The following is an 11,825-nucleotide window of genomic DNA, read 5'->3' on the forward strand; positions in this document are numbered from 1 at the left end:
GTCCGGTCAGTCCGGTGAGATCTGGGGACGGTGCCGCCAGACGTGCTCGGCGCCGTGCGGGCGCACGATCGCCAGAGCGTGTTCGAGGGATCTCTCCAGGGGGCCGCCGGTGTCCACGGTGACCGCCTCGGGCCAGGGGTCGGCGGTGGCCGCCATGGCCGCCGCGACGTGCGCGTCGGCGTCGGAGGCCCCGCGCGGGCGGGTGCGCAGGCGCTCGGCGGCGACCGCCTCGGGCACCTGGCAGCGCAGCTGGTGCAGCTCGGCCCGTTCCCGGCGGGCCAGGGCGGTGACCAGGTCCCGGTGCGCCCGGGACGTCCAGGAGGCGTCCAGGACGACGGTCTCGCCCTGCTCCAGCAGCCGCCGGGTGCGCCGGGCCAGCTCGGTGTAGGTACGGAAGGTCTGTTCCGGGCCGTAGAGGCCCTCCCCGTACGCGGCGGCGGCCGGGTCCTCGGGGGACAGCCCGGCCAGCTCCTTGCGGATCCGGTCGCTGCTGAGCAGGGTGCAGCCCAGCCGGCCGGCGATCGCGCCGGCGAGGGTGCTCTTGCCGGTGCCGGGCGTGCCGCCGACCAGGACGAGCCCGACCGTGCCGGCGCGCAGGTGGCGCAGGGCCGTCCCGGCGAACGTCCCGGCCGCGGCGGCGGCCCGCCGGTCGCCCTGAGCGTGGCGCAGGCAGGCGACCTTGGCGCGGACGAACGCCCGGTAGGCCACGTAGTGGTGCTGGAGCGAGGGCGGGGCCGGGTCGGCCGCGAACTCGGCGTACCAGCGGACGAACCGCTCGGCCAGGGAGGGCGCGCCGAGCCGTTCGAGGTCCATGGCCAGGAACGCGGCGTCGTCCAGGCCGTCCAGCCACCGGAGCCGGTCGTCGAACTCCAGGCAGTCCAGGATCCGGGGGCCGTCGTCCAGGCAGAAGATGTCGTCGGCCATCAGGTCGCCGTGCCCGTCGACCACCCGCCCCGCGGCGGCGCGGGCCTCCAGCAGCGGCGCGCGCCCGGCCAGGTAGTCGCGTGCGCGCGCCTCGATCTCCTCGGCCGCGGCGGCGTCCAGGACGCGGCCGTGGAAGGGGCGGACCTGCTCGAAGCCGTCGGCCCACCGGCCCAGCAGCGCGTCCCGGCCGCCCTCGGCCGCGATCTCGGGGCCGCGCGGTGCCCTGGCGTGCCAGGCGGCCAGGGCGCGGGCCGTGGCGCGCACCGGCTCCTCGACGGCCTCGGCCGGGGCGTGCCCGGCCACCAGCGTCGACAGCCTGCGTTCGGCGGGCATCCGCCGCATGATGACCAGGTGGTCGCAGACGGTGCCGTCGGGACCGTGCACGTCGGCGACGCCCAGGTAGACGTCGGGGGCGAAGCGCCGGTTGAGCCGTACCTCCCGGTGGCAGGCGCGTTCCCGGGAGGCGCGGCCGGTGAAGTCGACGAAGCCGAGATCGACCGGCTTCTTCATCTTGTAGGCGCGGTCTCCGGCGAAGAAGACGACCCCGGTGTGGGTCTCGCTCACGGCGGCGGGCGCGGGCGTCATCGGCTAGGCCCGCGGGTAGGAGGCCGGGCGGGTGTCGTCATGGTCGTAGGCGAGATCCTCCACCACGTCCACGACGCCCTCGGTCGCGGCGGCCAGCCGCACGCAGATCGGGACGAGGCTCCTGGCCTCCAGGGTTCCGGTGAGCCCGACCACGCCGTCGCGGACGCGGACGCGGACCCGGGCGGGGTCCTGCCACAGGTCGTGCACCAGGACCTCCCGGACGATCTCGTCGTGGATCTCCTCGTCCGAGCGCAGGAAGAGGCGCAGCAGGTCGGCCCGCGCCACGATGCCGGCCAGGCGGCCCTCGTCGTCCACGACCGGCGCCTGCTTGACGTCGTGCCGGGCCAGGATCCTGGCGGCCCTGGCCACCGGCATGTCGGGGCCCAGGGTCACCGCCGGCGCGGTCATCAGCCCGGCGGCGTCGATGGCGGCCGCCTTCAGCCGGGCCGCGTGCCGCCGCCGGCCCTCGAACAGCGGGCGGCTCTCGCCGGCGTCCCGGTACTCCTCCTTGCGCAGCAGGTCGGCGTCGCTGACGACGCCGAGGACCCGGCGGTCCTCGTCGATCACCGGCACCGCCCGGATGTCGTGCTCGGCCAGCGCCTCCACGATCTCGGCGAACGGGGTGTCCTCGGTCACGGTGACCACGTTCCTGGTCATCACGTGGGCGACCATCCGGCGTCGCATGGCTTCCTCCCTGGGGTCTCGGTCCTGACGTTAGGCGGCGGGCGCGCCGGGGGAGAGAGGCGAAGGTCCCCCACCCGGAGGGCGTTGGTCGACGGGGCGGGCGGCCCGGTCACGGGGCGGGGCCGGGGGAGGGCGGGGGCAGGCGGCCCTCCGACAGCGGCGTCTCCCAGGCGCCGCCCGGTTCGATCGTCACGGTCCGCCCGCCGCAGGCCACCTCGATCGGGGAGGCGACGCCGGGCCGCAGCTCGACGCGCAGCCGGTCACGGCGGCACGACAGGTCCACGCCCCAGTGCCCGCGGTAGCGCAGCCCCAGGCGCAGCTCCCCGATCCCCGCGGGCAGCCTCGGGTCGAGGTTGAGCACGCTTCCCCGCGTGGTGATGCCCGCGTAGCAGCGCTGGACGAGGTTCACCGTCCCGGCCATCGCGCCCAGGTGGATCCCCTCCGCCGTGGTGCCCCGCCGGCCGTCGTCCACGTCGCCGTGCAGGGTGTCCACGAACAGCCGCCACGCCTCCTCGCCGTCGACGTGCGCCATCAGCCACGCGTAGACCAGCGAGCTGAGGGACGACCCGTGGCTGGTGCGGGGGAGGTAGTACGCGATCGTCCGCTCGATCAGGCCCGGGTCCGGCGGATGCCCCAGCCGGGCCAGGAGGGTGTCGATCTCCGCCCCCGTCAGCAGGAAGAACAGCATCAGCGCGTCGGCCTGCTTGGACGCCTTGTACCGGTTGGTCGAGTCCCCCTCGGCCTCCAGGATCCGGTCCAGTCGGCGGATGTCGCCGTACCTGCGCCGGTAGGCGTCCCAGTCCAGCTCCTCCAGGTCCTCGTAGCCCTCGAACTGGCTGAGCACGCCGTCATGGAAGACGACCCGCATCTTGCGGCTCACGTCCTCCATCCGGGCGATCTCCTCGCGGGTGAGGGCCAGCCGTTCGCGCAGCTCCTCGCGGCGGTCGCCGGGGAGCAGCGCGAGGACCTCCAGGGCCCGCGACAGCACCCACACGGTCAGGACGTTGGTGTAGCCGTTGTTGTCGAGCCCCGGCACGGCCCGGCCGGGGTAGCCGTCGTGGTACTCGTCCGGGCCCATGACGCCGCGGATCTCGTACCGGTCCAGGGCCCGGTTGTAGACGGCGGCGTCGGCGAAGAACCGGGCGATCTCCAGGAGCATCTCCGCGCCGTACTCGGCGAGGAACTCCTCGTCGCCGGTGGCCTCGTAGAACCGCCAGACGTTGTGCGCGACGGCCAGGCCGACGTGCCGCTGGAGGTGGGAGTGGTCGGGCAGCCAGCGGCCCGAGCGCGGGTTGAGGTGCAGCCGCTGGGTCTCCTCGCGCCCGTCGGCGCCGCTCTGCCACGGGTACATCGCGCCGCGGTGCCCCGCCCGCCGGGCCGCCCAGCGCGCCTCGGGGAGCCGCCGCCACCGGTACAGCAGCAGGGCCCGCGCGGCCTCGGGGAAGCGGATGCTGAAGAACGGCAGGACGAACAGCTCGTCCCAGAAGACGTGGCCCCGGTACGCCTCGCCGTGCAGGCCCCGCGCCGGCACGCCGACGTCGAGGTCCACCGTGTGCTCCGACACCGTCTGGAGCAGGTGGAACATGTGCAGGTTGAGCACGCGCTGGACGTCCTCGCGGTCGACGCTCAGCTGGCAGCGGCGCCACAGCCGCCCCCAGGCCAGGATGTGCCGTTCCAGCAGCTCGTCGAAGCCCGCCGCCCGCTCCACCCGGGTGAGCGCGGCCTCCGTGCACTCCTCGATCGCGCGGTCCCGCGAGGTGAACACCGCCGCGACCTTCTCGACGGTGACGGGGACGCCCTCCTCGGCCTCCACCTCGATGTCCTGGGCGATCCAGCCGCGTTCCTTGCTCGCCGTCCGGCCCCTGGCGGCGTCCACCCGGGTACGGGCGGCCACGGCGATGTCGATCCCGGAGGCGGCGGTCCGGCAGCTCAGCCACATCGACTCCGGCTCCCGCTCGCCCTCGGCGCCGGGCACCAGGTGGGCCCCGTTCAGCAGGCGGTAACGGGCGACGCCGGCATTGGTCACCCGCCCGTCGAGCGCGGAACGGATCTCCAGCCGGCCGCTCCAGTTCTCCGGGACGATGGTCGTCTCCATCGCCGCGACGTGCGGGTCCTCCATGGACACGATCCGGCGCTGCGCCATCCGGATCGTCCGGCCCTCCTCGTCGGTGAACCGGATGAGCCGGGTCAGCACGCCCCGCCGCAGGTCCAGCTCCTGCCGGTAGGACGCCATGCCGCCGCGGGCGGCGGCCTCGGCGGGCCGGAACCACGGGCCCTCCTCCACCCGGATCGTGAGCGGCAGCCAGTTCGGGGCGTTGACCAGGTCCTCGTTGGAGACGGTGTGGCCGGCCACGTCCGAGGGCAGCCGGTCGTAGCACCCGGCGATGTAGGTCCCCGGGTAGTGCACGCCGTCGGCGGCCGACTCCGGCTGCGCGCCCCGCGTCGCGAAGTACCCGTTGCCCAGCGTGCAGAGCGCCTCACGGACGCCCTCGGCGCGCGGGTCGTACCCCTCGTAGGCGAGCAGCCAGCGGCTCACCCCGGATCGCCGCCCAGGCTCGCGCGGTGGTCCGCGCAGATGGTGATCTCGCAGCGGGCGCCGTGCCGGACGGCCGGGACGGTCGCCCCGCCGAACGGGTCGCCGTGCTCGGAGTGGGCGCGGGCGCCGATGACCAGCAGCTCGCCGTGCGCGGCCCGTTCCGCCAGGACCCGGCCGGGCTCTCCGTAGGCGATCAGCAGGCGGGTGGTGAGGTGCTGGGAACGGCCGACCCGGCGGGCCACCAGGGCGCGCAGCCGCAGCCACTCCCGGAACGTCCGCAGCGGGCCGGCGCCCGGCCCCGGCGGCAGCACGCGCACCACGTCCAGCCGGGCGTGCCGCCGCCGGGCCTCGTCGGCGGCGCGGCGCAGCGCCGCGAGCGAGTTCGGTGACCCGTCGACGCCGACGACGACGCACCGCTGGGCGGGCATCCACTGCATGGTGGGACTCCTTGGACTCCTGCGGCCTGGGGGGAGGCCGCTCACATGTAGGGGTAGTGCGCGGTGATGAGGTCGTCGGTGCGCCACTGGAGGCGGGACCGCGCCGACACCACGCCCTCGACCCGCCGGACCTGGTGCATCAGCGACGGGATCCGCGAACGCAGGTCGACCTTGCCGTGCACGTCCACCCGGCCCTGCCGCACCTCCACCTCCAGGCCCGTCACGGCGGGCGCGGTGGCCAGGCCGGAGATCTCGCCGAGGACGTCCCGCTCGATCTCCGCGTCGGGCCGGTCGTACACGCCGAGCAGGTCGGACCGGCTCACGATCCCCAGCAGCGCGCCGGTCACCGGATCGGTCACCGGCAGCCGCCCGATCCGGTGCCGCCGCATCCGGCCGGCCGCGGTCCGCAGGCCCGCCTCGGGGGTGACGGTGATCGCGGGGGAGGTCATCACCTCGGCCGCGGTCGCGCCCGCCGCCTTCCGGTACTCGCGGTGGCGGCGCGGACCGGCCAGCAGGTGGTCCTCCTCGACGGAGGTCGGGTCGGCCTCCTTCATGATCAGGTCGCTGTCGGAGACGATCCCGGCGACACGGCCGTCCCCGTCCAGCACCGGGACCGCGTGCAGGCGGTGCCGCCGCAGCAGCTCGACGATCTCCTTGAACGGCGTCCGCTCGCCGACCGTGACCACGTCGGTGGTCATGACCGCCTTCACGGCGGTTTCGGTGGTCTTCACGAGGTCTCCTTCGGCTCGGTCCGCCGGCTCTCACCGGCCTGGGGGGCGGCAGGTGGACCGGCCACCGGCGTCGCCGCCATGTCTCAACACTGGCGCGGCCCGCCGGGGCGGGCCATGGACGAAGGTCCCGCGGCCCCCGGCAGTGGTCCCGGCCGGCCGGACCGATCGCCCGTCCCGGCGCGGGCGGGCGGCCCCCGCGCCGGGGACCTTCGCCCCTGCCCCGCGGCCGGCGCGGCCGGGGACGCTGGAGCGGAGAGGATCGCCGGCCGGACCGCCGGAGCGGCGAGATGACCAGGCCGTACCCGAGGAGGCGCGCCATGGACGACATCACCGTGATCCACCGGATGGACGACGCCTTCGCCGTCATCATCCGCGACCATGTGATCCACGTGGACCAGCCCTACTCCGCCGGCGGGATGGACGCGGGGCCGTCGCCGCTGGAGCTGTTCGTCGCCGGGCTCGCCGCGTGCGCGGCGCACGACGGGCGCCGCTACCTCGCCGCCCACGGGCTGCCCGCCGAGGGCCTGCGGGCCAGGGTCCGCTTCTCGGTGAAGGCGGGCTCGCCCGAACGCGTGGTGCGCGTCGACCTGGTGATGGAGCCGCCGGTACGGCTGTCGGAGCGGGACGCGGCCGAGCTCCAGGCCGCCATCCGGCGCTGCACCGTGCACAACACGTTCACCGAGGCGCCGCGGATCGCCGTCGACGTCGCGGCGTCGGAACCCGTGGCCTGAGGAGCCCGTGGCCTGAGGAGCTCGCGGCCTGAGGAGCTCGCGGCCTGGGGAGCTCGCGGCCTGGGGAGCCCGTGGCCTGGGGAGCTCGCGGCCTGGGGAGCCCGTGGCCTGGGGAGCCCGCCCGGACGGGCTCGGCCAGGCCAGGGACCATTCGCCGCAGGCGGGGGACCTTGGGCCCTACAACCGTCACGCCCGCGCGGACAAGCCTGAAAGGGGCGGGGCCTGACTCCCGTGACCTGGAGGAACGTCTCGTGGAGGAGCTGAGGGACATGTCCGATCCGGTACTCGTGGGCACCGACGGGTCCGCCTGCGCCGACAGCGCCGTGGACTGGGCGGCCGACGACGCCGCTCTGCGCGGCCGCCCGCTGCAGATCGTGCATTCGGTCGACAAGGGCCTCTACGAGCTCCCGCTGTTCTCGCCCGGCCAGATGGCCCACCAGGTGGCCGAGGCCGGCGAGAGGATCCTCGCGGAGGCCGCGCGGCGCGCCCGCGAGCGGCGGCCCGGCGTCGAGGTGACCACGGATCTGGTCGCCGAGGGGACCGCCACGGCGCTGGAGCAGCGGTCCCGGAACGCCTTCGAGCTGGTGGTGGGGAACCGGGGCATGGGCGGGTTCGCCAGCCTGCTGGTCGGCTCCACCAGCCTGCGGATGGCCGGCCACGCGGCCGGGCCGGTCGTGATCGTCCGCGGGGACGTCGTCCCCGGGCACAACGAGATCGTCGCGGGGATCGACCTGGAGGCCGACCCCGCCGAGACGCTGCGGTACGCCTTCGAGGCGGCCGCCCTGCGCGGAGCCCGGATCAGGGTGATGTACGCCTGGCGGCTCGGCGAGACGCTGGGCCGGGCCGGGGAACTCGACGACAAGGACGTCCAGGAGAAGCTGCGGTGGGAGGTCGTCAAGGCGCACGAGCCCTGGCGCAAGACCTACCCGGGCATCGACGTGGTGGAGGACGTCCTGCAGGAGCACCCCGTCACCGCGCTGTGCGACGCGTCCCGGGCCGCCGACCTGGTCGTGGTGGGGGCGCACGACCACAACTGGTTCGACGTCCCCCGGCTCGGCTCGGTCAGCCATGGCGTCGTCCACCATGCCGAGTGCCCGGTCGTCATCGCCCGTGCCCGCACCCACTGACGGGCCGGACATGCACGGGGAATCCGCCGAGCTGGGCGTCCTGGTCGGGTACGACGGTTCGCGCGGAGGTGAGCGGGCGCTGGAGTGGGCGGTCCGGGAGGCCGGGTCGCACGGGACGCTCCTGACCGTCTGCACCGCGGGAACGCCCGCCGCCGAGTTCCGCGGCGACGAGGACGGCGCGGTGGCGCTCGGCGTCCACGAGGGCGAGCGGAACCTGTGCAGGGGCCACATCGACGCGCGCCGCCGGCTGGGGTGCGGCGTGGTGCGCTCGCTGCGGGTGCGCGGCCCCGCGGTGGGGGCGCTGCGCGCCTACGCCGGCCGGGCCGAGATGGTGGTCGTGGGCTCGCGCGGCCTCGGGGGATTCCGGGGGCTGCCGCTGGGGTCGGTGAGCTCCCAGGTCTGCGCCCACGCCCCCGGCCGGGTCGTTTTGGTCCCGGGCGCCGAGCGGGTGGCCAGGCTGCCGGCGGGCGGCGAGGTCGTCGCCGGCTTCGACGGTTCGGCGTGCGCGGGGGCGGCGCTGGGCTGGGCCTTCGAGGAGGCCGGGTGGTCCGGCGCGCCCCTGGTCGTGGTGCGGTGCTGGCGGGCGCACGACGCGTCCGATCCCGGCGATCCCGCGGTGGTCGCGGGTGAGCGCCGGACGGCCGTGGAGCGGCTGGAGGAAGACGTCGCCCGCTGGCGGGAGAAGTTCCCCGAGGTGGACGTGCGGACCAGGTTCCTCGACCGGCCTCCCCGCGAGACGCTGGGGGCCCTGGCGGAACGGGCGCGGCTGCTGGCGGTCGGCGCGCGCGGCTGCGGCGGACTGCGGGGAATGCCGCTGGGGTCGGTCAGCCGGTTCCTGGTCGAGCACTCCCGGTGCCCGGTGGCCGTCGCGCACGACCGTCAGGTGCCCGGCGGCCCCTGACGGCCCCGCGCATCGCGTTCGTTCCGCCGACCCGGCTGGACGACGGCGACGGGGCAGTGGGCGTGGTGGACGAGGCCGTGCCCGACCGAACCCAGACGCCCGGCCGAGCCCAGGTGCGGCCCCGTACGGCCGCGGGCGCCGACGACCACCAGGTCGGCGTGGGAGGAGACCTCGACCAGGATCCCGGCCGGATGGCCCATGAGGGGGTCCGTGATGACCTCCACGTCCGGATGGCGGTCCCTCCAGGGGGCGAGCATGGCGGCCAGCCGGTCCCGGCAGGCCTCCTGGACCGCGTTGAGGTCCAGGCCCGACTCCACGGCCGTGCGCGCGGGACGACGCCAGGCGTGCACCGCCCGCAGTCGCGCCCCCCGGGCCGAGGCGGCGGTGAAGGCGTGTTCCAGGACGGCGGTGGGGTCGCCCTCCAGGGGCAGGCCGGCGGCGACCTCGCGGTAGGAGGCGTCCTCGCGTCCGCGGACCACCACGACGGCGCAGGGCACGTGCCCGGCCAGCCGCAGCCCGGTCGAGCCGAGCAGCAGCCCGGGCAGGCCGCCGAGCCCGCGATGGCCGATCACGACCTCGTACGCCTCGGCCGCGTGACCGAGGAGGCCGGCCGCGGCGTTCCGGTCGTGCGCCAGCCGCACCTCCACGCGCAGGCCGGGATGGTCCCGGCGGGCGATGGCGCACGCGTCGCGCAGCACCCGCCGGGCGGCGCCGCCCCGGACCCGGCCCGGGCCGAGGGGCGCGCGGCCGTGGTACGTGCGCGCCGGGGCCGCCACATGGACGATCCGCAGCGCGAGCCCGAGGCGGGCGGCGTCCGCGGCGGCCCACCGCACCGCCTGGTCGGAGGCGGCGGAGCCGTCGGCGCCGACGATCACCGGGCCGTCCGTGACGGGCCGCCCGGCGGCGGGCCTGCCGGCGGTGGGAACGGTCATGCCCGCTCCTCAGCCGCCCAGCCGGGCCGCGATCAGCACCTCGCGGGCCTGCCGGGCCGCCCTGGCGGCGGTCGTGTCGCCGGGCTCCCGGAAGGGGGTCTCCTCCAGCCCGGCGGTCAGCGTGCGCATCGCCCCGGCCAGGGCCGCCACCTGCTGTTCCAGGGCGGCGACGCGCTGCTCCAGCACCGCGGTGGCGGGGTCGCCGGGCCCGCCCGCGCCCCGCGCGGTCATCGCGTGCCCCCGCGGTCCTCGCGCACCGCGCCCGACGGCGGCCGGGGAGCGCCCTCCGCGGCCAGCCGGCCGGCGATGTCGTCGGCCCACCCGTCGACGGCCGCCCAGTCGCGGTAGTCGCCGTAGCGGCATCCCAGAGCCCGGAACACCAGGTGCCCGGCGCGGGACATCTGCTCGCGGCCGACGACGCCCGACATCAGCCGGTGGTCGCGCAGCCGCGCCGTCTTCTCCAGGGTGGCGGTGATCTTGGGGCCCTCCCTGGGGCCCATCCGCTTCCACGGGCCGCGCAGCGCGGCCGGCATCCCGACGCTGAACGCCCAGACCGGGCGCTCCCTGAACAGGGCCTGGTTCTCGTGGAGGAACTCGCTCGCCTCGGGCAGCCACCTCTGGTTGTGGACGGCGCTGCCGAGCACGAACGCCTCGTAGGCACCGGCGTCCTTCACCTCGTCCATCGGCCGGACGTCCACGCGGTTCCCGCGTTCGGTGAGCCTCGCCCCGATCCGTTCCGCGATGCTCCGCGTGGACCCGTGAGCGGTCGCGTAGCCGACGAGAACGAACATGTCGCCACCTCCCCCTGAGCAGTGGTACGGGCGGAAACGCCGTCCCGCCGCCTTCAGCCAATACGCCCTGGTGAGGGGCCAGTAGGGGCGAACGTCCCAGAGAACGGCCGAGACGGTCCCGCCGCCGGCCGCCCCCGCCTGCCTCGAAGTGGTCTCAGCCACCGCGCGACCGCGCTACCCCCCCGTGCGGCGGCGGTGCCGGAGGCGAGGCGAGCGCCGTGGGCCGGGACCTTCAGACAGAGCCCTGGCCTGCCGGGCCGCGCACGACGACCCTGGTCACCCCGGGGACGGTACGCGCCAGGACCCCGGCCAGGCGCCGGGCCGCCTCATCGGCAGGCCCGCTCAGCTCCACGACCCCGTCGCTCACGGTGACCGCCCACGGGCCGTCGCCGGGCGCGCCGTGGCCGGCGAGCGCGGCCACCACGTCGTCCCGGACGCGGGCGTCGCCGCGCGCCAGCACCGCGATGAGGTCGCGGCGGCTGACGACGCCCACCAGCACGGTGCCGTCCAGGACGGGCACGCTCTTGATCCCGGTGCGGATCATCATGTCGGCCAGCGCGGCGGCGTCGGAGTTGGGCCGCGCCGTGCGCACCCGCGCGGTCATGACCTCCTCGACCCGCCGGGGCGGCGGCCCGCCCGGCGCGGCCACGGGACGGGCGAAGGCGCGCGGGTCGGCCTCGAAGGCGCCGCGCAGGAGGTCCATCTCGCTGACGATGCCGGCCAGCCGCCCGTCCCGGTCCACCACCGGCGCCGCGGTGATGTCGTGCTCGTGCAGCACCCGGATCGCCTGGCGGACCGTGGCGTCCCGGGGCAGGGTGACCACCGGGGCCGTCATCACCTCGCGGATCAGCATGCGGCCGCCTCAGCCGGTGGCCCGCGCGGAGGGGCCGGGGAACAGGAAGCGCCGGTCCAGGCCGGTGATCCGCAGCACCCTCGCCACCAGCGGCCGCACGCCGACCAGGGTGACCAGGCCGCCGCACGCCTCCGCCAGGTCTCCGGCCAGCTCCAGCACCGCCAGCCCCGCGGAGTCGCAGAACCGCAGCTCCGACGCGTCGATCACGACGTTCGGCCGGCGGGTGCTGATCAGGCCGGCCAGCACCGTGCCGAACGCCCCCGCGGTCGCCATGTCGAGGTCACCGCGCGCGCTGACGCCGGTCACCGATCCGCCGACGCGGTCGACCGAGGCCCTGAACCACGGGCCGTCCGGGCCGCCGCCCCGGGCCCGCCCGGTCGTCCTCTTCATGCCGTCGCTCCTTCAAGCCGGGTTTCGGGATCGCCTCACATGCTCCGGGCACGGATCGGGGGGCACATAGGGGCGAAGGTCCCGTCCGGCGCATTCCAAGGTCCGGGCCCCGCCGCGCGCCGCAACCCTGCCCGTTCGGCCCGCGGGACGAGGACCTTCGTCACCAGATCCCGGGAGCCGGGACCCCTACCGTCGAGACGGGA

The 11,825-nt window shown here is 75.9% G+C and carries 13 protein-coding genes; 3 read left to right on the plus strand and 10 right to left on the minus strand.

What is annotated here, in order from left to right:
* Positions 1–6: 6 nt before the first annotated feature.
* The 5 genes from IW256_RS16385 to IW256_RS16405 form a co-directional block, all read right to left on the minus strand.
* The gene (locus IW256_RS16385; protein WP_197011807.1) at positions 7–1,509 is read right to left on the minus strand and encodes a bifunctional aminoglycoside phosphotransferase/ATP-binding protein; all 1,503 of its coding nucleotides are present in this window, start codon (positions 1,507–1,509) and stop codon (positions 7–9) included.
* Positions 1,510–1,512: 3 nt separating this feature from the next.
* The gene (locus IW256_RS16390) at positions 1,513–2,193 is read right to left on the minus strand and encodes a CBS domain-containing protein (RefSeq protein WP_231403812.1); all 681 of its coding nucleotides are present in this window, start codon (positions 2,191–2,193) and stop codon (positions 1,513–1,515) included.
* A gap of 109 nt (positions 2,194–2,302) precedes the next feature.
* On the minus strand, positions 2,303–4,729 hold the full coding sequence (locus tag IW256_RS16395; RefSeq protein WP_197011808.1) for a glycoside hydrolase family 65 protein: 2,427 nt from the start codon (positions 4,727–4,729) through the stop codon (positions 2,303–2,305).
* Positions 4,726–5,166 carry a universal stress protein gene (locus IW256_RS16400; protein ID WP_197011809.1) on the minus strand — a complete coding sequence of 147 codons (441 nt, stop codon included), beginning with the start codon at positions 5,164–5,166 and terminating at the stop codon, positions 4,726–4,728. The genes IW256_RS16395 and IW256_RS16400 overlap by 4 nt, the downstream gene beginning before the upstream one ends.
* Positions 5,167–5,207: 41 nt before the next feature.
* Positions 5,208–5,897 carry a CBS domain-containing protein gene (locus IW256_RS16405; protein WP_197011810.1) on the minus strand — a complete coding sequence of 230 codons (690 nt, stop codon included), beginning with the start codon at positions 5,895–5,897 and terminating at the stop codon, positions 5,208–5,210.
* Positions 5,898–6,214: 317 nt separating this feature from the next.
* On the opposite strand from IW256_RS16405, the gene IW256_RS16410 reads away from it, so the two are divergent.
* The 3 genes from IW256_RS16410 to IW256_RS16420 all read left to right on the plus strand — a co-directional run bounded on the left by IW256_RS16410 (position 6,215) and on the right by IW256_RS16420 (position 8,656).
* A complete protein-coding gene (locus tag IW256_RS16410) occupies positions 6,215–6,628 on the plus strand; it encodes an OsmC family protein (RefSeq protein ID WP_197011811.1) in 414 nt (137 codons plus the stop codon).
* 269 nt (positions 6,629–6,897) lie between these two features.
* Entirely contained in the window at positions 6,898–7,755 is an 858-nt protein-coding gene (locus IW256_RS16415; RefSeq protein ID WP_197011812.1) for a universal stress protein, read from the plus strand.
* Positions 7,756–7,765: 10 nt separating this feature from the next.
* Complete coding sequence (locus IW256_RS16420) at positions 7,766–8,656, plus strand: universal stress protein (RefSeq protein ID WP_197011813.1); 891 nt, start codon at positions 7,766–7,768, stop codon at positions 8,654–8,656.
* Here IW256_RS16420 and IW256_RS16425 read toward each other — a convergent pair.
* From IW256_RS16425 to IW256_RS16445, 5 genes are all read right to left on the minus strand, one after another.
* Positions 8,635–9,588 carry a universal stress protein gene (locus IW256_RS16425; RefSeq protein ID WP_197011814.1) on the minus strand — a complete coding sequence of 318 codons (954 nt, stop codon included), beginning with the start codon at positions 9,586–9,588 and terminating at the stop codon, positions 8,635–8,637. The genes IW256_RS16420 and IW256_RS16425 overlap by 22 nt on opposite strands.
* A 9-nt stretch (positions 9,589–9,597) precedes the next feature.
* Positions 9,598–9,819, minus strand: coding sequence for a hypothetical protein (locus tag IW256_RS16430; RefSeq protein ID WP_197011815.1), 222 nt, complete (start codon positions 9,817–9,819; stop codon positions 9,598–9,600).
* Positions 9,816–10,379, minus strand: coding sequence for a flavodoxin domain-containing protein (locus tag IW256_RS16435; protein ID WP_197011816.1), 564 nt, complete (start codon positions 10,377–10,379; stop codon positions 9,816–9,818). The genes IW256_RS16430 and IW256_RS16435 overlap by 4 nt, the downstream gene beginning before the upstream one ends.
* A gap of 232 nt (positions 10,380–10,611) precedes the next feature.
* Positions 10,612–11,232, minus strand: coding sequence for a CBS domain-containing protein (locus IW256_RS16440; RefSeq protein ID WP_197011817.1), 621 nt, complete (start codon positions 11,230–11,232; stop codon positions 10,612–10,614).
* Positions 11,233–11,241: 9 nt separating this feature from the next.
* Positions 11,242–11,622 carry an STAS domain-containing protein gene (locus IW256_RS16445; protein WP_197011818.1) on the minus strand — a complete coding sequence of 127 codons (381 nt, stop codon included), beginning with the start codon at positions 11,620–11,622 and terminating at the stop codon, positions 11,242–11,244.
* Positions 11,623–11,825 lie beyond the last annotated feature (203 nt).

This window comes from Actinomadura viridis (genome assembly GCF_015751755.1).
Taxonomy (GTDB): Bacteria; Actinomycetota; Actinomycetes; order Streptosporangiales; family Streptosporangiaceae; genus Spirillospora; species Spirillospora viridis.